Genomic DNA, 23,957 nt, shown 5'->3' on the forward strand with positions numbered 1-23,957 from the left:
CGGCGCTCAGCGGAACCGGACGCCGGAGCCACCCGGGCCGTTCGAACGACGCCCTCCCCCGGAGCCGCCCGCCCCTCCGCGGGAGCCGGCGCCGTCGAACGCCTCGCGCACAGCGCGCATCGCAGGTTCGCCCGACCAGCCGCGCCGCGCGAGGAAGCCCAGGAGCCGGCGCTCGGCGGTCTGCCGGTCGAGCCCGCCGAGCTTGCGCGCCCGCTCGGACGCCGCTTCGCGCAGCAGTTCGTATTCCTCGTCGGTGTCGAGTTCTCCGATGGCGGCCTCGATGACTGCGTCGGGAAGACGGCGCTCGCGGAGCTTGAGGCGGATCTGCGACCTGCTGGCCCGCTTCGTCTCGCGCAGCTTCTCGGTCAGGGCACGGGCGAGACCCGTGTCGTCGAGATAGAGGCTCTGCTCGAACTCGGCGACGACGCCTTCGACGATGTCGGTCTCGTGGAGCCTCCCCAGCTCGTCGCGGAGTTCACCGCTCGACCGCGCGCGCCGCGCGAGCAGTTTCACGCCGTCCTGCCGACACGCTTCGAGCCGAGTCTCGAACGGCGAGTCAGACGCTTCGACGCTTTCGAAGTCGCCGTCGTCCGGCTCGACCCAGTCGGCCTCGGCACCTTCCGACATCCCAACGCATTCCGATCTCCCAGCATATTCTTCAGATGCGTCGGCGCCTTCCGACGCCCCAGCAGCTTCGTAGCCCTCGCCTTCTTCCGACGCTGCGTCGCCGCTCGGTGCGGCGGCGTCCGCCGGACTCGCACCTCCCCACCCGCGCTGGGAGAGCAGGGAACGCAGCTCGATCACCTCGGCGAGATCGGCGCGGTCCTCGGAGACCGCGCCGCTGCGCTCCTCCGGCGGCGGCAGGAACCGGACGGCCACGGGTCAGGCGCTCGCGCGCTTCGAGTCCATGGCGACGGGCGCGACCGACGCCTTCTCGGCCCCCTCCGCCTCCGCAGGCGACTCCTCGCTGCGCCCGTTCACGCCGAGCTTCGTGAGGATCTTCTCCTCGATCTCCGCCGCGACGTCGGGGTTGTTCAGCAGGAAGCGACGCGCATTCTCCATGCCCTGCCCCAGCTGATCGCCGTCGTAGGTGAACCAGGCGCCGCTCTTCTTGATGAGCCCCTGCTCCACGCCGTAGTCGATCAGCGATCCCTCGCGCGAAATGCCGACACCGTAGAGGATGTCGAACTCCGCCTGCTTGAAGGGCGGCGCCATCTTGTTCTTGACGACCTTCACTCGGGTGCGGTTGCCCACCGCGTCCGTGCCGTCTTTCAGGGTCTGGATGCGACGGATGTCGAGACGCACCGAGGCGTAGAACTTGAGGGCCTTGCCACCGGAGGTGGTCTCAGGGCTGCCGAAGAACACGCCGACCTTCTCGCGCAGCTGATTGATGAAGATGCAGGTGGTCTTGGTGGCGTTCAGGCTGCCGGTGATCTTGCGGAGCGCCTGCGACATCAGACGCGCCTGCAGACCGACATGGCTGTCGCCCATATCGCCGTCGATCTCGGCCTTGGGCACGAGCGCCGCCACCGAGTCGATGACCACGAGATCCACGGAGCCAGAGCGAATCAGCATGTCCGCGATCTCGAGAGCCTGCTCGCCCGTGTCGGGCTGGGCCACGAGCAGCGCGTCGATGTCGACGCCGAGCTTCTTCGCGTATTCGGGGTCGAGCGCGTGCTCGGCGTCGATGAACGCGGCGATGCCGCCGGCGCGCTGCGCGTTCGCGATCGCGTGCAGGGTCAGCGTCGTCTTGCCCGACGACTCGGGGCCGTAGATCTCGATGATGCGACCGCGGGGCAGGCCGCCGATGCCGAGCGCGACGTCGAGCGCCACCGATCCCGTCGGAATCACCTCGACCGGCGCCCGCTCCTGGCTGCCCATGCGCATGATCGCGCCCTTGCCGAAGTTCTTGTCGATCTGCGCGAGTGCGGCTTCGAGTGCCTTCTCGCGGTCCTTGGCTGCGGCCATTGTCCTGCTCCTTCGTTCGCGCGGCTGCGCCGCTGGGTTGCTGCCTACCGGCTGTCCTGACCCGAGGGCGGACAAGGCATCGGCGGGTGATGCATCACACCCTAGATCGCACCACCGACATTCGCGGCCGGAGAGTGGAAATGTGGATGAGAAACTGCATCAACCTGCCTGTGGACGAAGATAGCACCATTCGAACACATCTTCGAACGCAACACGCCACACGCGCTTCATGCGCTCTCGATCCCTCGCCTATTCGCGAGGATCGATGAGCCCGCGGCCATGACGCCGAGCCGGCGGAACACCCAGTTCGACGCAGAGCGCCTCCCACACATCGCGGGCGGGCGCGCCGGAGTCGAGCGCCTCCTGCGCGGTTCCACCGAAGGCCGCCAACCAGTGGTCCCTGATCAGCACCCGGGCGTAGTCGGCCCCGAACTCCTCGGCGCAGGCGCGCTGGAACTCGCTCAGACGCATACGATTCCCCTCGGGCAACGAAGAAGCGCCCGAGCCGTCGGCCCGGGCGCCCCGATTCGAACGATCACGACACCAGTTCTGGCGCGTATCCGCTGACGAGCTCCGCCGGCACCGTGTCGGGCACCGGAAGCGACAGCCCCTCGATCACGGCGAGCCGTTCGCTCACCTCGCCCATGATCACCGAGAGCGGCGTGTCGAGCGCATCGGCGACCGCGGCGAGAATCTCGCTGGACGCCTCCTTCTGACCGCGCTCGACTTCGCTGAGGTAGCCGAGCGCGACGCTGGCGTCACCGGCGACCTGGCGCAGCGTGCGCCCCTTCTGCTGACGGAAATCACGCAAGACGTCGCCGATCTCCTGACGCATCAGCACCATGCGACCCTCCTTCACCACTCGCACATCCCGTGCATCCACCATACCCGCCGAAGATGTTTCCCCATCGGCGAGGACTCCCCACCAGTCTGGTGGGTGTCACTGGAAGTAACCACGAGAATAGCCTGGGCATTCCTGAGACTTCACTGAACTTGAGCGCAGTCGACTCAAGTTAGGGATCCGCACTCGCTCACGGCGAGCTCGAGCGCCGCGCGCACCGCCGCCTCGCGGATCGTGGGCCGATCGAGTCCGGCGAGCCCAGGCAGCAGGAGCGTCCGCTCTCCGTGCCGCCCGCTCGCACCGATCCATACGGTGCCCGCCGGCTGCCCGGTCTGCGGGTCGGGATCGGGTCCCGCCACACCCGTGGTCGAGATGCCCAGATCCGCGGGCGCGGGCGTTCCCTCCCCCAGCGGCACGGCGCAGGCTTCCCGCACACCCGCCGCCATCTGAGCGGCGACATCCGCATCGACCGGTCCGCGCTCGCGCAGCAGGGCCGCGTCCACCCCGAGCAGCGAGCGCTTCAGCGCGGTGTCGTAGGCGACGATCCCCCCGGAGAAGACGCGCGAGGCACCCGGCACCGAGACGATGCTCGCGGCGAGCAGACCGCCCGTCAGCGACTCGGCGACGGCAAGCCGCAGGCCGAGACCGGCGGCCCGCTCGACGAGCAGCGCGGCGAGTTCCGGGACACCTCGCCCTCCGGCCGCCGCGGCACCGCTCACCGCTGCACCCTGCGGTTCCTCGCGAAGGCGATGATGTAGTCGATACCGCTCAGGATCGTGAGCGCGACGGCGATCGACATCGTCACGACGTTCGCCCAGTAGGCCACGGGGGCGGCCGGGCCGAGAACGCTCGCGAGGGGCAGCAGCCCCAGCGTGATCGCGACCGACTGCGCGACGGTCTTGAGCTTGCCCATCCACGCGGCCGCGACCACCACGTCGTGCACGATCATGAGGCGGTGGACGGTGATGCCGATCTCTCGGACCAGGACGACGACGGTCACCCACCACGGCAGTTCGCCGAGGATCGACAGGCCGACGAGCGCGGCCCCCGTCAGCGCTTTGTCGGCGATCGGGTCGAGCAGCTTGCCGAGGTCGGTGATGAGGTTGCGGGATCGCGCCAGATAGCCGTCCCAGGCGTCCGTCGCGATCGCGACCACGAAGAAGACCGCGGCCGCCCAACGCCACGGCCCGTTCTCGCCGCCATCGGCGAGCAGCATCCACAGGAAGAACGGGGTCGCGACGATGCGGGCGCCCGTGATGATGTTCGGGGCGTTCCAGTTGCTGGGGCGGGCGGCCGACTCCGTGGACGTCATGCCAGCAGCCTAGCGGAGCGGGGTCCGCGGCCGCTCAAGCGGGCGGCCGCACTGGCGAGGGAGGGCGGAGAGCCGCCCCTAGCCGACCGTACCGGTGAGGAGTCCGACCGCGTGGCGGTCGAGCACCAGCATCTCGTCGTCCGATTCGGGCAGGCCCAGCTGCTCGGCGACCACGTGCATGATCGGGGCCGCGGCACGGACCGCGTCTCCGCGCGTCGGGTAGTCGGCGGGTTCGCCGGGAACGATCGAGACGAGCACCGAGTGGCGACCGACGGACGGCTCATCCCGGATCGCCTTCGCGATATCGCGCACCGCAACCGCGGACGACGGCACGTCGAGCGCGTCGGTGAAGGCCCAGACGCTCACCTGCGTGTTCGTCGGCAGTCCGGGGTGCTGAACTTCGACCAGGGCTCCGTTGAGCTCCGGAAGCCGCTCCAGGCGCTGCTCGAAGGATGCGGTGTCCACCTGTGCGGCGCAGCCGGACAGCGCCACCGCCAGCGCGGCGGAAACACCCGCCGCACCGATTCGAATCGTGTTCCTCACGTCGCCTCCCACGTTCGCTCCCTGCCCTATTCGCTGCGGCGCTCGAGAATCATGGCGATCGCCCGGCGGCGAGTCCCGGAGCGCGATTACGGCGGTCTAGTAGTAGGGCGTGACCTCGACGCGCATTTCACCGTCCGACGAGATCTCGACGGAGGCTTCGGCGTAGGAATTGCGTCCACTCAGCTCGCTCGCGCCCCCGTCGTCCGTCTTCGGCCGCGCCAGGAACTCGCCGTCCGTATCGACCTCGAACGTCTGCCAGCCGTAGCCCTCGATGATGCCGGGCTCGCGCACCACCTCGACGTCGAGTTCTGCTGCCACCGCCGAGAGCGGCACGTCGATCTCGATGCCGCAACTGCGCAGTTCGGCCGCGGTGCCCTTCTCGGCGCAGTCGTCGTACCACTCGGCCACCCGGGTCCGCATCTCGTCCCAGTAGGCGTCGGTGGGCCGCGTCCACACGCCGTGCTCGGGGGCCCGCTCGTAGTCCCCGAACAGGTCCGTGCTCTCGGGCGCGGCCACCATGCGCCCGTCGCCCACGACCTCGAAGAACTCGTTCGGCGCTTCGATGCCGTAGACGGCCGGATAGACCTCGAGGCTCTCCGCACCGCTCAGCACCTCGTCGAATCCGGCCAGTGCGAACGGGCCGCCTTCGCCGCTCCAGTCGAACGGCAGCTCGATGGTCAGGCCGTCGCGAACGTACCAGCCGTCGGAGTCCCGTGCGAGCTCGAGACGGTCGCTGTAGCGCCGTCCGTCGAGCCGGTACTCGACGGCGCCCCACGCGCTGCCGCGCTCGGAATCCACGCGCAGCCGGCCGAGATCGACATCCGAGATGCGTTCGTCGGCCTCCTCCAGCACGTCAGATCGCAGCAACTCGGTCTGCCGGCTCCGCGTATCGACACGGGCGTGTCCGTTCGCTTCCTCGGCGTCACCGGCCTCGACCGCGTCGAGGTAGGCCTCGGCAGCGGCACGGGCATTCGAGGAGTCGCCGGAGTTGGCGTCCGCCCAGATGATCGCCGCGACGCCGCCGAGTACCAGCAGCGTGATGCCGAGCACGAGCCACCACGCCCAGACGGGCACCCGGTGCCCCGACATCGGCGCCTGCTCCTCGGTGCCGCCCGCGTGCCGACCGTCCGTCCATGTCCCGCTCATCGCAGCCTCCTCGTGCATCTCTCGGATGCCTCTAGTCGCGTCCCGTCAACTGCCACGCGTCCTCGTCGCCGTCGCCGTCGACCTCTTCGAGGCCCGACTGATGACGGGAGATCGGATCGTCGTAGCGGTCGTCGCCGAAGCTCCCGCCGCCGAAGCCGTCGTCCAACGGTTCGATCACGTCGGTGGCGCCGTCGGGATCCTCGGAGGCCGCGGGGTCGCCCGCAGTGTGCGGAGCTTCGCCCGCCGCGACTGGTGCCTGCGCCGAGCCCGCCTGCGGGGCGGGGGCCTGCGGAGCCTGGGCCTGCGCCGGACTCGCCTGCGGAGCCGCGAAGGCCTGCTGCGCGGAGCCTCCCTTGATGCGGGCGATCACCTCGGGCAGCTGCTCCGGAGACACGAGCACGTCGCGAGCCTTCGAACCCTCGGAGGGGCCGACGATATCGCGCGACTCCATGAGGTCCATGAGGCGCCCGGCCTTCGCGAAGCCGACACGCAGCTTGCGCTGCAGCATCGACGTCGACCCGAACTGCGAGGTGACGACGAGGTCGATCGCGGCGAGCAGCACCTCGAGATCGTCGCCGATGTCTTCGTCGATCTCCTTCTTCTCGGCTGCCTGAGCGACGTCCGCACGGTACTCGGGCTGCGCCTGAGCCTTGACGTGAGCCACGACCTGGGCGATCTCCGCCTCGTTCACCCACGCTCCCTGCACGCGCATCGGCGTGGATTCGCCGTTGAGCAGCAGCAAGCCGTCGCCCTGGCCGATCAGACGCTCGGCGCCGACCTCATCGAGGATGACGCGCGAGTCGGTGCCCGAGGCCACCGCGAAGGCGTAACGGCTCGGCACGTTCGACTTGATCACGCCGGTGACGACGTTCACGGAGGGGCGCTGCGTCGCGAGGACGAGGTGAATGCCGGCCGCTCGGGCGAGCTGGGTGATGCGCTGGATCGAGTCTTCGACGTCGCGGGGCGCGATGAGCATGAGGTCAGCAAGCTCGTCGACGACGACGAGGAGGTAGGGGTAGGGCTTGAGAACGCGCTGGCTGCCCTCGGGCAGCACGATCGATCCCGACCGCACCGCCTCGTTGAAGTCGTCGATGTGGCGGAACCCGAAGCTCGCCAGATCGTCGTAGCGCATGTCCATCTCCTTCACGACCCACTGCAGCGCTTCCGCCGCCTTCTTGGGGTTCGTGATGATGGGAGTGATGAGATGCGGCACACCCTGGTAGACCGTGAGCTCCACGCGCTTCGGGTCGACGAGCACCATGCGCACCTCGGACGGGGTCGCCCGCATGAGGATGCTCGTGATCATCGAGTTGATGAAGCTCGACTTGCCGGAGCCGGTGGCGCCGGCTACGAGGAGGTGAGGCATCTTCGCGAGGTTCGCGACGACGAAGCCGCCCTTCACGTCCTTGCCCACGCCGATCGTCATCGGGTGCTTGCTGTTGCGGGCCTTGTTCGACCTCAGCACGTCGCCGAGCGCGACGTTCTCGCGATCCTTGTTGGGGATCTCGATGCCGATGGCGCTCTTACCGGGGATGGGCGAGAGGATGCGGACCTCGTTGGAGGCCACGGCGTAGGAGAGGTTCTTCGACAGCGCCGTGACCTTCTCGACCTTCACGCCGGGGCCGAGCTCGACCTCGTACTGCGTGACCGTCGGTCCGCGCGAAAAGCCGCTGACCCGCGCATCGACCTTGAATTCCTCGAACACCCGGGCGATCGCGGCCATGATCTGGTCGTTCGCATCGGTATGGGTCTTCGGCGCGTCGCCGGCGGACAGCGTGCCCTGATCGGGCAGGCGGTAATCGGCCTGCACGGGCCTGTGCGGAGGCGCCACGGCGAAGGGGATGGCCGGCTCCTCCCCTGCTGAAGCCGGAGCTGCGGCAGCGGGTGCCGCGGCCGCCGGGGCGTCCCATGAGTCGTCTCCGAGGCCCGAGGCGGGTGATGCGCCCGCGTGCTCGACTGCTGCCTCGGCCTGTGCGAGGTCGTCGAAGAGATCGGCCGGGAAGGCGTCGGTAGCGGTGTCCGATGCGAGTGCCGTTTCGAACGCCCCCTCGCTCCCGGCAGGCTCATCGGCGCCCGCCAGCGCCGAGTCGAGCGCCTGCTGATCGGCCGCGTACTCCGGATCCTGCTCGCGACCCGAGGCGTTGCGCCGCCACCAGGGCATGCTGCCCGGCTCCGCCTCCTGCTCCTCAAGGTCGAAGAGCGTCTCCTGCTGCCGCTGCTCGCGCTTCCGAGGGCGCTCGGCGACGGCGGGCTCGGCGGGAGCCTCCTCCCCCATCCCGAACAGGAACACGTAGGCTTCGCGCAGCCGGCGCACGATGCGTCCGGGCGGCGTCTTCGTGATGATGAGCACCGAGAAGGCGAGCAGGATCGACAGCAAGGGCACCGCGACCCACACGGTGAGCGCGAGCAGCGGCGTTCCGACCATCCAGCCGAGCAGTCCGCCGGCCTCGGCGAGCGAAGGCATGCCGTCCTTCGGATTCGGGCGACCTCCGTAGACGTGGCTGAGACCGGCGATGCTCGTGATCGCGAGGAAGAGTCCGATCGCAATGCGACGGTTGTCGTTCACGCTCGAGGGGTGGTTGAACAACCACAGTGCGAAGCCGACCATGATGATCGGGAATCCGAACGCCACGCGCCCGAACAGACCGCCGAAGGTCCAGGCGTCGAGCTGCACCGCCACCGGGTTGCCGATCAGGAACCACTCGATGACCGCGCCGACGATCGCCAGGATCACGAGCAGCAGCGGCACGCCGTCGCGCCGGTCGGCCCCGTCGAGCGGCTCGGTGCGGAACATGCGGGCGGCCCCGCCGACGGCGTGCGCGAGCCCGTTCCAGGCGCGCACCGCGACGCCCTCGCCGGGCTCGGGCTCGGCGAGCACGCGCGTCTTCGCGGTGCGATTCGCACCGGTCGACTGCGCACCGCGAGCACCCCGGGTGGGGGTCTTCTCGGTTTTTCCGCGCGTCGAAGCTTTGCTGGCCATGCTACGAGGGTACTTTCGACTACTGACATTCGCGAGGTGACGCTCCGAACAGCCCGGCCTTCGCCTCGCGCATCCCGCGGTTCGCACCGTACGGTTCAGGCCGAGCCGTCGAGCGCGGCGGCGCGGCGAACCATCTGTTCGACGCTGCCCGCCGCCCGACCTGCCCGCCGCCCAGCAGCCGGCTAACGCCGCCGCAGCGCCCGCACGACCCTCTTCGCGAGCGGCAGCCCCTCGGTCCACAGCTTGTACCCGGGGCCGGGCCGATCCCACGTCCCCGCGAGCAGGTTCTCGTGCGACGCCCAGCCCTTCTTGAAGGTGGTCACGCCGTCGTTGATGAGCCCGCCGAAGTCGTAGCGCTCGATCCCCAGCCGCTTCATCTCGCGGATCACGTGCCACTTCAGAGCGTAGTTGGCGCGCAGGCGCTGGCCGGTCTCGTCCATACCGCCGTAGAGTTCGAACGCGGTGCGCTCCGACTTCGCCATGAACAGGAACGCGACCGGCCGGTCGTCGACGTAGGCCGCCCAGACGGGCGAATCATCGCCCAGCATGGTGAATGCGTCGTGGTAGTACGAATCCTCGTGCAGCCCGAAGTCGGCCCGCTCGCTCGTCTGCCGGTACACCTCGAGGCACGCGTCGAGCTGCTCGATCGTCTCGACCGGGCGGATCGACAGCGATTCCTCGCGGCCCGCCTTGCGCACGTACTGACGGTGCTTCTTCGACATGTCGGCGAGCAGCTCGTCCTCGGAGCGCCGCAGATCGAGGATCAGCGTACGCGCGGGCAGCACGGGTGTCTTCGCCTCGCGCCAGGACGCGGGCAGGGAGAACGCGCCCGCGTCCTCGTCGGGCTCGATCGACACGGCGACTGCGCGGCGCGAACCGTGCACGTAGGCGGCGATCGCATCGGCGACGGCGGAGGGCGAGGGATCCGCCGCAGGCCGCTCGGGGTCGGCCTCCGAACGCGCGACAACCGGGCCGCGCGGGGCGTAGACGAAGCCGCCGAGCGGGCCGGGCAGGGCGCGGGTCAGCAGCTGGCAGGCGCCGACCACACGGGCCTGCGGCCCGGATCCCTCGCGGACCAGCACCCGCTCGGCGCTCCAGCGGTGCGCCGCCTTGAGATCGCCCCACCCCCACAGCTGCAGCGGATGGCCGCCGAGGCGCTTCACCGTGTCGTCCCAGAGCGCGCGGTCGTCGCACGGCGTCACGTGCAGGGTCGCAGAGGAGGTCACGATCGGTTCCTTCCGAGTTTGCTGGAGACTGTGCCCGCGATGTCCGCTATCTCGGGCGAGCGGAGCAGGCGGAGCGTGATGACGTACACCGCCGCGACCACGCCGGCGACGGCCGCGGCGAACCCGACGGCGACGAGCGCGTTGACGTCGCCCGCGGCGGCGCGGAGCAGCCGGGAGACGATCATCCCGAAGACGAGGGCCGGAACCGCGGCCAGCACGAACTTGACGACGCTCTGCAGGATCTTGCGCCCGTCGAAGGATCCGATCTTGCGCCGCAGCAGCCAGGTCGCGAGCAGGGTCTCCACGATCGTCGCGAACGACCAGACGATCGCGAAGGAGAGGCCGATGTAGCGCCGCTCGACGACGAACGGCAGCAGCAGCGAGAGCAGGATCACGAGCCCCATCTGGATCGTCGTGAAGACGAACGGCGTGCGGGTGTCGGAGAGCGCGTAGAACGCGCGCTGCACTACGAACAGGAAGCTGTATGCGGCGAGGCTCACCGAGTACGCCTGCAGCGCCTCGCCGAACATCTCCACCTGCTCGCCCGTCGCGCCGAAGTTGATGACGCGCCCGATGAAGGGGGCCGCGGCGAAGAGCACGATGGCCGCGTAGACCATGACGAGCGCGATCTGCCGCGCCGACGCCGAGAGATCCTCGCGGAACTCGGCCATCCTCCCGGTCTGGCCCCACTGGGCGAGACGCGTGAAGTAGGCGGTGGCGAGCGACACCGCGATGACGGAGTGCGGCATCATGAAGATCAGCCACACGTTCTGCATCGCGCTCGTCGAGGGACCTGCGCCGGAGCCGATCGAGACGATGCGGTTCGTGACGATGCCGCCGAGCTGCATCACCACGACCATCGCGAGGGTCCACGATGCGAGCCGAGCCGTGCGTCCGAGCCCCACACCGCGCCAGGCGAAGTCGGGCCGGAAGCGGATGCCGGCCTTCTTCCACGACACGAAGAGGATGAGTGCCTGCGCGACGATGCCGAGCGTCGCGGACCCCGCCAGCACCGCGATCATCGTCGGCGTCCAGGCGTCGACCGGCAGCCGTCCCTCGGGGTCGGATCCGAACATCGCGACGAACACCGCGATGCCCGCGATGGCGATGACGTTGTTGAGCACGGGCGCCCAGGTGAACGGTCCGAAGATGCTCTTCGCGTTCAGCACCTCGCCCATCACCGTGTAGACGCCGTAGAAGATCACCTGCGGCATGCACCAGTAGGCGAAGGCGGTCGCGAGCTCGATCTGCTGCTGACCCCAGTCCTGGACGGTGAGCCACACGATCCACGGCGCGGCGAGCATCGCGAGCGCCGTGATCCCCACCAGCATGGTCGTGATGAGCGTGAGGATCTTGTTGATGTACCCCGCTCCCCCGTCGGGGTTCTGCGCCGCCTTCACGATCTGCGGCACCAGCACCGCGTTGAGCACGCCGCCGATGAGGATCATGTAGACCGTGTTCGGCAGCAGGTTGCCGTTCGCGAAGGCATCGGCCGAGCGTGCGCCCACCGACCCGATCGCGTAGGCGAGCAGAATCGCCTTCACGAGGCCGAGGATGCGCGACACCATGGTGCCCGATGCCATCACCGCGCTCGCCCGCAGGAGTCCGCCGGCCATCAGTAGTAGGGATCCTTCTTGAGCGCGAGAGAGGCACGGCGGGCGATGCGGTCTCCGAGCTTCGACCAGATCGCGTAGGCGCGGGGCTTCAGCGGCAGGTCGAATGCGCCGGCGTAGTCGGTGATCTCGGGCGAGAAGGAGCGCTTGAACTGCCCCACGCCGTGCAACGGATGGCCCTTGTCGTCCGCGCGATCATTCGGCGGTGCGCCGCACAGATCGTGCACGGTCGCACCGCGCTCGTGCGCCCAGCGCAGCACCTCCCACTGCAGCGCATGCGAGGCGCCGTATGCGGTCTTCGCGCGCACGGAGGCGCCGTCCTTGTAGGTGGTCTTGGCGCCGAGCCCCATCGCGAACGCGCCCGCGACGAGCCGCGGCTCGCCCGCGGCACCCGAAGCGGTGGCGTCGGCGTCGGAAGGATGCGATGCTTCCTTCCCCGAGGGATCGGCGCGGTACGCGAGGAAGATCTGGCCGGACCCCTCGCGCTCGAACGCCTGCCAGAACTCGCGATAGTACCCCTCCCGCCGCAGCACGAAGCGGCCCTCCGCCGTCTCGCGCAGCAGCCCGTAGAGCGCGGCGCAGTTCTCGTCGGTCGCGGGGGCGCGTGTCACCTCGATGCCGTCGCGGCGGGCGCGGTTGATCGAGTTGCGGGCCTTCTTGCCGAGGCTCGCGAAGAGCGCGTCCTCCACGGCGGAGGGATCGCCGAGGTCGACGAGCACCGTCGACGGATTCGGCACGATGCGCACCGTGTCTCGGTAACCGGCGGCGTGGATCGCTGCGCGCGCGTCGAGTCCGAGGCGCGGCTCGATCTTCAGCAGGAAGGCTCCGCGATCCCTCGCGAAACGCGCGACCGCCGCCGCGACCTCGAGCACCGCCTCGGTGCTCTCACCGGCGGGCCCGGCCGGCAGATGCCACCACTCGCCGAGCAGCGGCACGCGCTTCGCGAGCACGCCGACGGCGATGGGCTGCCTGCCGGGCCGCTCCACCACGACGCGGTAGTCGCGGTAACGGCCCTCTCGGCGCTTCACGCCGAGGTAGGCGTCGCCCATCCAGACCTCGCCGCCGCCCGGGTTCGCCGCGACGAGCGCATCCCAGGAGGAGCGCTCGGCGTCGGTCGCGAAGCGGGCGGTGACGGCCTCGGCCGGCGCCGGGCCCCCGGAGACGAGGGATCCCTCCACGTCGTTACACCACCACCACGACGGGCACGATCATCGCCTTGCGGCGCAGCTTCGTACCGACCCAGCGGCCGATGGTGCGGCGCACGATCTGCTGCAGCTGGTGGTGGTCGGTCACGCCGTCCTTCATCGCTGCCTCGAGAGCGTCGGCGATCTGCGGCTTGATCTTCTCGAAGACCTTCGCCTCCTCGGCGACGCCCTTAGCGTGGATGTCGGGGCCCGACACGATGTGCGCGGTCGTCGGCTCGACGACCGTGATCACCGAGATGAAGCCCTCCTCGGCGAGCGTGCGGCGATCGCGCAGATCGTCGTCGGTCACCCGACCGACGCTCTTGCCGTCGACGTAGATGAACTCGGTGTCGAGCTGGCCGACCGGCCTTGCGACGCCGTCGACGAGGTCGACCACGGTGCCGTTCTCGGCGATCACCGTGCGGTTCTGCGGCACGCCCGTCTCGATCGCGAGTGCAGCGTTGGCCACGAGCATGCGGTACTCGCCGTGGATCGGCATGACGTTCTTGGGGCGCACGATGTTGTAGCAGTAGAGCAGCTCGCCCGCTGCGGCGTGACCCGAGACGTGCACCTTGGCGTTGCCCTTGTGCACGACGTTGGCGCCGAGCTTGATGAGGCCGTCGATCACGCGGTAGACCGAGGTCTCGTTGCCCGGGATGAGACTCGATGCCATGATCACGGTGTCGCCCTCGCCGACCTCGACCTGGTGCTCGCGGTTGACCATGCGGCTCAGCACCGCCATCGGCTCGCCCTGCGAACCCGTCGACATGTAGACGATGCGGTGATCGGGGATGTCGCCGCTCTTCTTGAGGTCGACCAGCACGCCCTCGGGCACCTCGAGGTAGCCGAGGTCTGCCGCGATCTTCATGTTGCGAACCATCGAGCGGCCGAGCAGCACGACGCGGCGGCCGTTGGCGTGCGCGGCGTCGAGCACCTGCTGCACGCGGTGCACGTGGCTCGAGAAGCTCGCGACGACGACCTTGCCCTTCGTCTTCGCGATGACCTGCTCGATGACGGGGCCGATGTTCTTCTCGAGCGGGGTGAAGCCCGGCACGTCGGCGTTCGTCGAGTCGGTCATGAAGAGGTCGACGCCCTCCTCGCCGAGCCGAGCGAAGGCGCGCAGGTCGGTGATGCGGCCGTCGAGCGGCAGCTGATCCATCTTGAAGTCGCCCGTGCCGATGACCAGGCCGGCCTCGGTGCGGATCGCGACCGCGAGCGCGTCGGGGATCGAGTGGTTCACCGCGACGAACTCGAGGTCGAAGGGGCCGTAGGAGACGCGGTCGCCCTCGGCCACGACGCGCGTGACCGGCCGGATGCGGTGCTCCTTGAGCTTCGCGGTAACGAAGGCGAGGGTGAGCTTCGAGCCGACGAGCGGGATGTCCTCGCGCTTCTTCAGCAGGTAGGGCACACCTCCGATGTGGTCCTCGTGGCCGTGCGTGAGCACGACCGCGACGATGTCGTCGAGGCGGTCCTCGATCTTCGTGATGTCGGGGAGGATGAGGTCGACGCCCGGGTGCTGCACCTCGGGGAAGAGCACGCCGCAGTCGACGACGAGCAGCTTGCCGTTGATCTCGTAGACCGTCATGTTGCGGCCGACCTCGCCGAGTCCGCCGAGCGGAACGATGCGGAGGGTGCCCGGTTCGAGCGCGGGCGGAGCGTAAGGGGGATTCGTCATGTATTCCTTGCCTGCGCCCCGAGCCTGTCGAGAGGAGCAGCTGTCGTTCGCCCCCGTCCGACAGGCTCAGGGGGCTGTTTCGTCAGCGGGTGGTGCCTGCGATCTTGGGCAGGGCACCGCCGGCGGCCGCGTTGCGGTCCGGCCTGAAGTTCGAGAAATCGACGCCCGGCACATCGTGCACGAGTGCGAGCTCGTCCTCGATGATGGCGGCCTCCCACTCCTCGGGGCCGACGAGCGGCAGGCGCACGCGCGGGCTGCCGATGCGGCCGAGGCCGTGGAGGATGTACTTCGCGGCGACCGTGCCCGGCACGTGGGTCATCACCGCGCGCACGAGCGGCTCGAGGTTCTGATGCGCGGCGGTGGCCGCGCGCAGATCGCCCGCGTTCACCGCGTCGACGATGGCCCGGTAGGGCGCAGCCGCGATGTTCGCGGTGACGCCGATGAGCCCGGTCGCGCCGATCGAGAGCTCGGGCAGCACCGCAGCGTCGTCGCCGCAGAAGTACATGAGGTCGGTCTGGTTGAGCACGCGGCTGACCTCGCTGAGGTCGCCCTTCGCGTCCTTGATCGCGAGCACGTTCGGGTGCTTCGCGAGACGCAGGATCGTCTCGTACTTGATCGGCACGCCGGTGCGGCCGGGGATGTCGTAGAGGATGACCGGCAGATCGGTCGCGTCGGCGACCATGCGGAAGTGCGTGAGCAGGCCGGCCTGGGTCGGCTTGTTGTAGTAGGGGGTGACGATCATCACACCGTCGGCACCGGCCTTCTCGCTGGCCTTGTAGAGCTCTATCGCGTGCGCGGTCTCGTTCGACCCTCCGCCCGTGATGATCTTCGCGCGCCCGCCCGAGACCGACTTCGCGACCTCGACGAGCTTGATCTTCTCGGGGTCGGTGAGCGTCGAGGTCTCGCCCGTGGTGCCGGTGACGACGATGCCGTCGGCGCCGCTCACGATGCAGTCGTCGATGTGCTTCTCCGTCGCGGCCCAATCGACCTCGCCGTCAGCCTGGAAGGGCGTAACGAGCGCGACGAGCACCTGACCGAAGGGATTCTCTACCTGTGCCACTCGTCTAGGGTACCGGACGCGGGCTGACACCGGGTCCAGCGGTGGTGCCCGCGCGCCTCCGCTCCGCAGTCGTCTCGCCCCGTGCCCGTGCCCGTGCCCGTGCCGCACGTGCCCGTGCCCGCGCCGCACGTTTCCCCGCAGGCCGCACCTGCGACATTCCCCTGCGCGCCTCGCCTCTCCCTCGCGCACGTGCCCCGCGTGCATCGACTTGACGCGTTCGGACCTCAAACACGCAGGAGACAGCAGCATGCGTCAAGTCGACGCTCGCGCGGGGCGAGAGGAGTCGATCGAGACGGCGTAGGGGCGGCGCTCGATTCCACCCCAGCGGTGGCCCCGCGCCCCTCCAGTGGCTCCGGCGCCTGTGGGCTCGAATACGACGACACCGGCGAGGGATCGCGACGGATACCCCGAGCTTCTCCCCTCACAGGCCCGGTCCACCGGATAATTCGTGAGAAAAGGTCCTTCCGCCTGTGCATTACCCGCGCCGGTGGCTCAGCCTGGAGCACGATGGCAGCATGCCCTCTCCTCCTGTGCCGCTTCCCTCGCACCTACGCGACCGCGCGTTCTCGCTCTCGGACGGCCTCGCCGCGGGTCTCACGATCCCTCAGTTGCGCCATTCGCGTCTCAGCGCACCGCACCGCGGAGTGCGCTCCTCTGCACCGTCGCCGCCGGAGCCCGAGCTGCTCTCGGAGTACACCGTCCGCACCGCGCAGGCCTATCTGCCACGGCTTCGCACACGCCTCGGCGAACTCTTCAGCCACACGACGGCACTGGTGCTGCACGGAGCCCCGATCCGTTTCGAACGAACGCCGCCGCACGTGTCGATCCCCCTTCCCCACGGCCCGGCAAGATCCCCGGGCGTGCGGGGCCACAACTCGGTCGACCCGACCTCCGCTGCATTCGTCGCCGACGAGGAGCTCATATGCGATTTCCCGTGCGTGCCGGCTTCTGTGGCCCTGATACAGTCGGCGCCGCTGCTGGGCTTCCGCGAACTCGTCGTCGCCGTCGACCACCTGATCAAGTGGCGCGACAACGGGGCGACACCGCCCATCGTCGCGCAGGAGGACCTCCGAGAGACCGTCCGCACCGCATCCACGCGGGGCATTCGAAGGCTGCGACTGGCCGTTGATGTGGCACGCGTCGGGGCCGAGTCACGCGGCGAGTCCCTGATGCACTACGAGCTCGCGAAGCACGGCCTGGACCTCCTGGAGCTTCAGGCCGTGATCCACGACCGCGGCGGAGCCTTCATCGGTCGCTTCGACGCGTGCGATCGGACGTCGCGGAAGATCCTGGAGTACGACGGCGAGCAGCATCGCACGAGTCGCCGACAGTACCTGCGCGACATCAGGCGTCTGGAACGCGTCCGCGACGAGAAATACGGCGTGCTGCGGCTGCACAGTGAAGACTTCGCCGAGGACGCGATCGAAACGACGGCGGCCAGGATGCGCGACTTCCTCGGGGAGACGGCGCGTCCCATCGACCCCGCTCTCGCTCGCTGCTTCGCCGAACCGGAGTGGCACGATCGTCCGAGTCGGGAAGCGAGCGCATCGACTTGACGCGTTCGGCTCTCAAACCGCCGGAAGACAGCAGTACGCGTCAAGTCGGTGGCGCGGGCGGGCTCGGAGCGGCGCGGGCGGCTCGACGCGGCGCCGCCAAGGCGGGCGGGTTTGGCGCCGACCCGGCGCGACACGAGCGCCACCGTCAGCGGCCGCTCAGCGACGCACCCAGCGCTCGAAGCGGTAGCCGAGTCCGGTCTTGGAGACGAGCGGTTCCCCGGCCTCCGCGAGCTCCCACTCGGGCCCGATCTCGGGCGCGAAGGTGTCGGCGCCGTCGACCTCGAGGTCGATGCGCGTCACCGACAGCTCGTCGGCGAGGGGCATCGCCGCCCGGTAGAGCTGTCCGCCGCCGGTCACCCAGGCGATCTCGGGCGAGGGATCCCCCGCCTCGCCGTCGACCACGGCACCCGCCGCCCCGGAACCCCCGCCGCTCAGCTCGGCGACGGCGTCCTCGAGCGAGGCGACGACCCCGGCACCCGGGGCGTCGTACACCGGGTCGCGGGTCACGACGAGGTTCCTGCGGCCGGGCAGCGGCCGGAACCGCTCGGGCAGCGACTCCCAGGTGCGGCGCCCCATGATCACGGGCGCGCCGAGCGTGACCCGCTTGAAATACGCGAGATCCTCGGGCAGATGCCAGGGCATGTCGCCGCCCCGGCCGATCACCCCCCTGCCGTCCGCGTCCCGGGCCTCGGCCCAGATCATGCCGAGCCGCATCGACCCCTTCTCGATTCTCATTTCGACTCGCTTCGCTCGCTCAATGGGCGGGTAGCCTGTCGCATCGTCACACCGCTACCGGGGCCTTGATGCCCGGATGATGCTCGTAACCAACGAGTTCGAAATCGTCGAGGGTGTAGTCGAAGATCGAATCGGCCTTGCGGATCTCGATCCGCGGGTAGGGATAGGGATCCCTCGCCAGCTGCCGCTCCACCTGCTCGACGTGGTTGTCGTAGATGTGGCAGTCGCCGCCCGTCCAGATGAACTCGCCCGGCTCGAGACCCGCCTGCTGCGCGACCATGAGCGTCAGCAGGGCGTAGCTCGCGATGTTGAACGGCACGCCGAGGAACATGTCCGCGGAGCGCTGGTACAGCTGGCACGAGAGCCTGCCGTCGGCCACGTAGAACTGGAAGAACGCGTGGCACGGCATGAGCGCCATCTCGTCGAGATCGGCCACGTTCCAGGCCGAGACGATGATGCGCCGCGAGTCGGGGTTCGACTTCAGCTGCTCGATCACCTGCGAGATCTGGTCGATGTGCTCGCCCCCGGGGGTCGGCCACGACCGCCACTGCACGCCGTAGACGGGTCCGAGGTCGCCGTTCTCATCGGCCCACTCGTCCCAGATCGTGACGCCGTGCTCCTTGAGGAACGCGATGTTGCCCTCGCCGCGCAAGAACCACAGCAGCTCGACCGCGACCGATTTGAAGTGCACACGCTTCGTGGTGATGAGCGGGAACGACTCCGAGAGGTCGTAACGGATCTGCTTGCCGAAGAGGCTGCGCGTGCCGGTGCCCGTGCGGTCGCCCTTCGGCGTTCCTCGCTCGAAGATCTCGCGCAGCAGGTCTTCGTAGGGGGTGGGGATCGCGTTCGCAGTCACCCTGCGATTCTACCGCCGCGGTACTCGGCGGGGGCTGGGCGGCGAGCGGGTGGGACTCGCGAGGGATCCCTCACGGAGCGCCCACCCGCTCCTCCCGGCTAGGGCGTGTCTCGCAAACCCTCGCCTACTGCGCGCGCCCGTTCGGGGCGCCTCGCTGCGTTGTCGTCGTCAGATTTACATCCAGCAAACCGTCCTCCTCCGCCTTGCGAGGCACCCCGCCCAAGCGCTGCTCGCAACGGCAACGATTTACGAGACACGCCCTACGAGCCGAGGCCGTCGTCGAAGACGTCGATCGCCGAGGTGTCGTTGCTGGCGTCGGCCTTCGCGAGCACCTCCCCGCGGAAGAACGCGGGCGATGCTTTGGCCTGCACGAACATGAGCACGACGCCCAACCCCAGCACGACCACGCCGATGATGCCGACGAGCCCGACGCCCGCGATGTTGCTGCCCGACCCCGCGGCCGGGTCCATGGCGTCGATCGTGGTCTTCACGAAGACGATCAGCAGCAGGATACCGCCGATGCCCGGCAGTACGACCTTGGAGATGACGGATCCCAGCCCCTCGCGCGCCGCCGTCTTGCGGAAGTACCAGGGGCTCGCGAGCGCGGTGACGCCGTAGTAGAAGCACACCATCATGCCGAGGGCGGTGATCGTGTCCCAGAGCACGTCCTCGCTGATGAAGCGCATCACCGCGTAGAACGCCGAGGCGACGACGGACGACACGAGCAGCGCCACGTGGGGCGACTTGTACTTCGGGTGCACCTTCTTGATGGCGGGCGGGAGCGCCTGGTAGTGCGACATGGCGAGCAGGGTGCGCGCCGGGGAGATGGCCGTGGAGTTGATCGACGCCATCGCGCTCACGAGGATCGCGAGCGAGAGCAGGATCGCGGCCCCGCCCATGACGGGGTGCGCGAGCGCGGCGAACACGTTCTCGATGATGTCGGGGTTGCCGAGGCCGGTGGGTCCGTCGCCCAGACCGGCGTAGGCGACGGTCGCGGTCGCGGTGCCGACGTACAGCACCACGAGGATGGCGACGAGGATCATCGCGGCCTTGCTCTCGGTCGAGAGGCGCCCCTTCGACGGCTTGGTCTCCTCACCCATGGTGAGCACGGTGTCCCAGCCCCAGTAGACGAAGATCGAGACGGCGATGCCCGCGGCGAAGGCGCTGAAGCTCGACACTTCGAAGGGATTGAACCAGGAGAGCTGCGGGGTGGTGCCCTCGGCGTTCGCGGGATCGCCCGACCCCACGAACATCGCGATGATGAACCACACCATGACGGCCATCTGGAAGAACACGGTGACGTACTGGAACACCTTCGTCGAGGTCATGCCCCGGTAGGAGATGAAGGTCGCGAGCGCCATGAAGCAGAGGCAGACGGCGATGTTGATGAACTTGTTGTCGGCGAGGTCTGCGATGCCCGGGTCTCCGACGAGGATGCCGATCGACTGGAAGAGGAACTCGACGGCGATGCCTGCGAGGTTCGACAGCACGAGCACGGTCGCGGCGACGAGGCCCCAGCCCGCCATCCAGCCGATCCAGGGCCCGAAGGCGCGGGTGGCCCAGGTGAAGGAGGTGCCCGAGTCGGGCATCGCACTGTTGAGGGCGCGGTAGCCGAGAGCGACGAGCAGCATGGGGATGAAGCCCATGAGGAAGATCGCCGGGGTCTGATATCCGACCTCGCTCGCGGCAGGGCCCACCGCCGCGGTGAGGGTGTAGGCGGGGGCGCAGGTGGAGATGCCGATGACGAGAGCGCCGAGCACGCCCACCGTGCCCTGCGGAAGCCCCTTCTTGCTGATCCCGCTCACCGAGTCGAGTGTTCGTGTCGCCGGCGCTGGGGCATTCATGTCGTATTTGGACACCAGGGATCGTCCTTACTCTCGCAGCAGTGCGCGCAGCTCCGTTGCCGCTCGCGTACCCCAGGATAACAAGCGCCCGGAGCCCGGACGATTCTAGGCGCTTCCTGCCGATATCACCTAATCAACGAGGGATCAGCTTCGGATTTCGTTGCGTTCCAAGGTGATTGCTTGCCGAATCGCCGCTCGGGCTCGCTTCCGGTCTCCCGCCGCGTCGTACACGATGCCGAGCCGCATCCAGGCCGACCACGAACCGGGGTCGGCCTCGGCCTCCTCGCGATACCTCGGGAAGGCTGCGTCGGCCTCCTCGCGCAGGGGCCGGCCCGACGGGAGGGTCTCGACCGTCTCGTCCGGCATGCGTCCCTCGGCTTCGAGTCGGTCTGCGAGCCGCGTGGCATCACGGCCGAAACGCAGCTCGCGCAGCAGCGCCCACGCCCCGATGAGGGGCAGCACCAGCATCGCGACGCCCATGGCCACCGCGATCGGCGTACCCGAGCCGATGAGCGCGATGCCGCGCACGCCCGCGAGCGCGAAGTAGAGCACGAGCACGGCGCTCATCACCACGACCCCGGTCAGGGAACGCGCGCGAGCGCTCATGCGCGCACCGCTCCCCCGGCGATCCCCAGCACGGCGTCGAGCCCGACGACGAGGCCCTCGGTCCCCCCGATGGCCTCGAGCGCCGCGACGACACCCGCGCGGTAGGCCTCGTTCGAGTGGGTGTCGTGCGTCACGGTCAGCACCTCGCCCGGCCCCCCGAAGCGCACCTCCTGCTTCGCGACCACGCCGGCGAGGCGCAGGCTGTGCACGGGGATGCCGGCGATCAGCTCGCCCCGGGCGGGCTGATCGGCGTAGGGAGCGTCGACCGGCCGACCACCGCGGGCTTCGGCCATGAGCTCGGCCGTGCGCACGGCGGTGCCCGACGGCGAGTCGATCTTGCCCGGGTGGTGCGCCTCGACGACCTCGACCGCGTCGAAGTAGGGCGCGGCGATGCGCGCGAGCACCGTGCCGATGACCGAGCCGAGCGAGAAGTTCGGCACGACGATGACTCCCGCGCCCGGCGTGCCGTCGACCCGTGCGCGCAGCCCCTCCAGGCGCTCGGCCGACCACCCGCTCGTGCCGATGATCACTTTCTGACCGTGGTCGAGCGCCCGCTCCACGATCGCGGGTGAGGCATCGGGCCGGGTGACATCGACGAGGACGTCGGCCCCGGATCCCTCATCGGGATCGGAGGAGCTGCTGAGGCGGGCGGCGAGTTCGAAGTCCGGGTGCCCCTCGACCACTTCGCAGATGAGGGATCCGAGACGCCCGGTCGAACCCGAGACGGCGACGCTGAGTGACATGATCTCCAGTCTACGTTCCGCCCGGTGCTACAGGCGTGCGCGGCTCGTGTCTCCGACGGCGACCGCGGTGGTCGGGCGCTCGGCGAGCTCGGTCGCGACGGCGCGGATCTCGCCGGCGGTGACTGCGGCGAATCGTTCGAGCGAGGTGTCGAGGTCGAACAGCTCGCCGCTGCCGAGCTCGGCGCGCGCGAGCCTCCCCATGCGCGTGTCGGAGTCCTCGAGCGCGAGCGCGGAGGAGCCGGAGATCTGCCCGAGCGCGCGCTCGCGCTCCTCCTCGGTGATGCCGCCGTCGGCGATGCGCTGCAGTTCGAGGCGGCTGAGTTCGAGCACCTCGGCGGCCTTCTCGGGCGCGGTGCCCGCGTACATGCCGAAGAGCCCGGCGTCGGAGTAGCTCGCGCCGAAGGAGTAGGCGGTGTAGGCGAGGCCGCGCTTCTCCCGGATCTCCTGGAAGAGCCGGCTCGACATGCCGCCGCCCAGCACCGAGTTCATGATGCCGAAGGCGAAGCGGCGAGGATCGTTCGAGCGGAAGCCCTCGGTGCCGATGAGCAGGTTGATCTGCTCGGAGGGGCGTTCGGTGATGTGCACGGCGGGTGCATCCGCAGCGTGTGCGGCCGTGGGTGCGGTCGTGCCATCGGGCTGCGCGCGCCGCACGGGGCGCGCGTCGCGCTCCATGCGCCAACGCGCCTCGGGAGAGAGACGGAGCGCCTCGAGGATCTGCTCGACGAGGCGGTCGTGGTCGACGGCCCCGGCGGCGGTGATCACGAGGGTCGAGGGATCGTAACGGTCGCGGTAGTGACGGTCGACGTCGTCGCGCCGCGCGGCGCGGATCGTCTCGGGGCTGCCCCCGATGGGACGGCCGAGGGCGCGATCCCCGAAGACCGCCTCGAAGAAGCGCTCGTTCGCGACGTCTGCGAGGTCGTCGGCCGCCATCGCGAGTTCCTCGAGGATCACGCCGCGCTCGGTCTCGAATTCACCCTCGTCGAGCACCGAGTTCGTCACCATGTCGGCGAGCACCTCGACCGCGATGTCGAGGTCTTCGTCGCGCACCTTGGCGTAGTAGCAGGTGTACTCCTTGGCCGTGAGAGCGTTGTGCTCGGCGCCGATGCGGTCGAATGCCGTGGCGATGGAATACGCGTCGCGGCTCGGGGTGCCCTTGAACAGCAGGTGTTCGAGGAAATGGGTGGAGCCGAGGCTGCCCGGGGCGTCGCCGCGTTCGGCCTGCTCGTCGCGCGAACCGACGCCGACCCAGAAGCCGATCGAGGCACTCCGGGCGCCCGGCATGCGCTCGGTGAGCACGCGGAGGCCGCTCGGGTGCACGGTGCGGCGCATCGTCCCGCCGCCCAGCTCGGCGGTGATCTCGGCTCGGTCGAGGGGCAGCAGGATCGGTTCGCGCATCACCCCAGCTTAGAGGTCGCGACGAACCCTGCGCTCGCGCGTCGCCCTATACTGGGTGCCGTACCTGTTTCGTTCGCGCTCTAGTGAATCAGCGAGGCTTTCTCCATGTCGAACCCCGAGTCCAACGGTCAGTCGCACCCCACCGCAGTCTTCGCGCCCTCCCCGCGTCCGCGGTTGTCAGCGGGATCGGCGATCGCCGTGCTCTTCGCCATTGCGCTGATGCTGGGCGGCTTCTACGTGATGGCGACCGCTTTCTCCGTCCACGAGTACGCGATCCCGCTGTTCGCGGCCGGCCTGCTCATGGAGGTCATCGGCTTCTGGTTCACCTTCGGCTGGCTGCCCGGCCGCGAAAGCTGAGCGCCCCGGCCGTCGGAGCCGGCTGACTCCCGCTCGGGAGACGGCCGGCTCCAGCTCTGCAACGGGCTCCGCCCCCGAGGGGCGGGGCCCGTTTGCCGTTCGCCCGACGCCGGTTTCGCCCGAGCGATCGCTCGGCGAACGGCAGAAACGTGTGGATGGCCTCGGGCTCGCCGGCCCGTGCCGGCCCAGCCCGTGACCCGTACACGGGCCCCGACGTCCGGACAACGACGAAGCGCCCGCCGCTCCCCCGCTCGGGGTCGCGACGGGCGCTTCGTCGTGCGGCGAGGGATCCCTCGCCCGTGACGCATGAGGCAGCC

At 69.3% G+C, this 23,957-nt stretch carries 22 protein-coding genes; 2 read left to right on the top strand and 20 right to left on the bottom strand.

What is annotated here, in order from left to right:
- Nucleotides 1-6 precede the first annotated feature (6 nt).
- From J4H91_RS00800 to dapA, 14 genes are all read right to left on the bottom strand, one after another.
- The gene (locus J4H91_RS00800; protein ID WP_208044342.1) at nt 7-879 is read right to left on the bottom strand and encodes a regulatory protein RecX; all 873 of its coding nucleotides are present in this window, start codon (nt 877-879) and stop codon (nt 7-9) included.
- A 3-nt stretch (nt 880-882) separates the two neighbouring features.
- Nucleotides 883-1,968 (bottom strand): recombinase RecA, encoded by a 1,086-nt coding sequence (gene recA / locus J4H91_RS00805; RefSeq protein ID WP_208044343.1) that lies wholly within the window; start codon nt 1,966-1,968, stop codon nt 883-885.
- A 249-nt stretch (nt 1,969-2,217) separates the two neighbouring features.
- Nucleotides 2,218-2,439, bottom strand: coding sequence for a DUF3046 domain-containing protein (locus J4H91_RS00810; protein ID WP_208044344.1), 222 nt, complete (start codon nt 2,437-2,439; stop codon nt 2,218-2,220).
- A 64-nt stretch (nt 2,440-2,503) separates the two neighbouring features.
- Complete coding sequence (locus tag J4H91_RS00815; protein WP_208044345.1) at nt 2,504-2,812, bottom strand: helix-turn-helix domain-containing protein; 309 nt, start codon at nt 2,810-2,812, stop codon at nt 2,504-2,506.
- A gap of 164 nt (nt 2,813-2,976) precedes the next feature.
- The gene (locus tag J4H91_RS00820; protein WP_208044346.1) at nt 2,977-3,528 is read right to left on the bottom strand and encodes a nicotinamide-nucleotide amidohydrolase family protein; all 552 of its coding nucleotides are present in this window, start codon (nt 3,526-3,528) and stop codon (nt 2,977-2,979) included.
- Entirely contained in the window at nt 3,525-4,121 is a 597-nt protein-coding gene (gene pgsA, locus J4H91_RS00825) for a CDP-diacylglycerol--glycerol-3-phosphate 3-phosphatidyltransferase (protein WP_208044347.1), read from the bottom strand. Before pgsA ends, J4H91_RS00820 begins: the two co-directional genes overlap by 4 nt.
- 78 nt (nt 4,122-4,199) lie before the next feature.
- On the bottom strand, nt 4,200-4,664 hold the full coding sequence (locus J4H91_RS00830; protein ID WP_208044348.1) for a hypothetical protein: 465 nt from the start codon (nt 4,662-4,664) through the stop codon (nt 4,200-4,202).
- 96 nt (nt 4,665-4,760) lie between these two features.
- Nucleotides 4,761-5,810: a hypothetical protein gene (locus J4H91_RS00835; RefSeq protein ID WP_208044349.1), complete on the bottom strand. Its 1,050-nt coding sequence runs from the start codon at nt 5,808-5,810 to the stop codon at nt 4,761-4,763.
- 31 nt (nt 5,811-5,841) lie between these two features.
- Nucleotides 5,842-8,790: an FtsK/SpoIIIE family DNA translocase gene (locus J4H91_RS00840; RefSeq protein WP_208044350.1), complete on the bottom strand. Its 2,949-nt coding sequence runs from the start codon at nt 8,788-8,790 to the stop codon at nt 5,842-5,844.
- Nucleotides 8,791-8,972: 182 nt separating this feature from the next.
- Nucleotides 8,973-10,016, bottom strand: a complete 1,044-nt coding sequence (locus J4H91_RS00845; RefSeq protein ID WP_208044351.1) for a peptidoglycan bridge formation glycyltransferase FemA/FemB family protein — start codon at nt 10,014-10,016, stop codon at nt 8,973-8,975.
- Complete coding sequence (gene murJ / locus J4H91_RS00850) at nt 10,013-11,632, bottom strand: murein biosynthesis integral membrane protein MurJ (RefSeq protein ID WP_208044352.1); 1,620 nt, start codon at nt 11,630-11,632, stop codon at nt 10,013-10,015. The genes J4H91_RS00845 and murJ overlap by 4 nt, the downstream gene beginning before the upstream one ends.
- A complete protein-coding gene (locus tag J4H91_RS00855) occupies nt 11,632-12,807 on the bottom strand; it encodes a peptidoglycan bridge formation glycyltransferase FemA/FemB family protein (RefSeq protein WP_208044353.1) in 1,176 nt (391 codons plus the stop codon). The genes murJ and J4H91_RS00855 overlap by 1 nt, the downstream gene beginning before the upstream one ends.
- A 4-nt stretch (nt 12,808-12,811) precedes the next feature.
- Nucleotides 12,812-14,488, bottom strand: a complete 1,677-nt coding sequence (locus J4H91_RS00860) for a ribonuclease J (RefSeq protein ID WP_208044354.1) — start codon at nt 14,486-14,488, stop codon at nt 12,812-12,814.
- An 82-nt stretch (nt 14,489-14,570) separates the two neighbouring features.
- Entirely contained in the window at nt 14,571-15,548 is a 978-nt protein-coding gene (gene dapA, locus J4H91_RS00865) for a 4-hydroxy-tetrahydrodipicolinate synthase (protein WP_208044355.1), read from the bottom strand.
- A 515-nt stretch (nt 15,549-16,063) separates the two neighbouring features.
- Here dapA and J4H91_RS00870 point away from each other — a divergent pair.
- Nucleotides 16,064-17,104, top strand: a complete 1,041-nt coding sequence (locus tag J4H91_RS00870; protein WP_208044356.1) for a hypothetical protein — start codon at nt 16,064-16,066, stop codon at nt 17,102-17,104.
- Nucleotides 17,105-17,260: 156 nt separating this feature from the next.
- On the opposite strand, the gene J4H91_RS00875 is transcribed toward J4H91_RS00870, so the two are convergent.
- From J4H91_RS00875 to J4H91_RS00900, 6 genes are all read right to left on the bottom strand, one after another.
- Complete coding sequence (locus J4H91_RS00875) at nt 17,261-17,839, bottom strand: dihydrofolate reductase (protein WP_243752468.1); 579 nt, start codon at nt 17,837-17,839, stop codon at nt 17,261-17,263.
- 46 nt (nt 17,840-17,885) lie between these two features.
- Nucleotides 17,886-18,695, bottom strand: coding sequence for a thymidylate synthase (locus J4H91_RS00880; RefSeq protein ID WP_208044357.1), 810 nt, complete (start codon nt 18,693-18,695; stop codon nt 17,886-17,888).
- 260 nt (nt 18,696-18,955) lie between these two features.
- Nucleotides 18,956-20,554: an APC family permease gene (locus tag J4H91_RS00885; RefSeq protein ID WP_208044358.1), complete on the bottom strand. Its 1,599-nt coding sequence runs from the start codon at nt 20,552-20,554 to the stop codon at nt 18,956-18,958.
- A 129-nt stretch (nt 20,555-20,683) separates the two neighbouring features.
- Complete coding sequence (locus tag J4H91_RS00890) at nt 20,684-21,145, bottom strand: tetratricopeptide repeat protein (protein WP_208044359.1); 462 nt, start codon at nt 21,143-21,145, stop codon at nt 20,684-20,686.
- Complete coding sequence (gene dapB / locus J4H91_RS00895; RefSeq protein WP_208044360.1) at nt 21,142-21,888, bottom strand: 4-hydroxy-tetrahydrodipicolinate reductase; 747 nt, start codon at nt 21,886-21,888, stop codon at nt 21,142-21,144. Before dapB ends, J4H91_RS00890 begins: the two co-directional genes overlap by 4 nt.
- A 27-nt stretch (nt 21,889-21,915) precedes the next feature.
- Complete coding sequence (locus J4H91_RS00900; protein WP_208044361.1) at nt 21,916-23,283, bottom strand: M16 family metallopeptidase; 1,368 nt, start codon at nt 23,281-23,283, stop codon at nt 21,916-21,918.
- Nucleotides 23,284-23,388: 105 nt separating this feature from the next.
- Here J4H91_RS00900 and J4H91_RS00905 point away from each other — a divergent pair, with 105 nt between their 5' ends.
- Complete coding sequence (locus tag J4H91_RS00905) at nt 23,389-23,640, top strand: hypothetical protein (RefSeq protein WP_208044362.1); 252 nt, start codon at nt 23,389-23,391, stop codon at nt 23,638-23,640.
- Nucleotides 23,641-23,957 lie beyond the last annotated feature (317 nt).

Origin of the sequence: Leucobacter ruminantium, from assembly GCF_017565705.1 — a bacterium.
In the GTDB taxonomy this organism is placed as follows: Bacteria; Actinomycetota; Actinomycetes; order Actinomycetales; family Microbacteriaceae; genus Leucobacter; species Leucobacter ruminantium.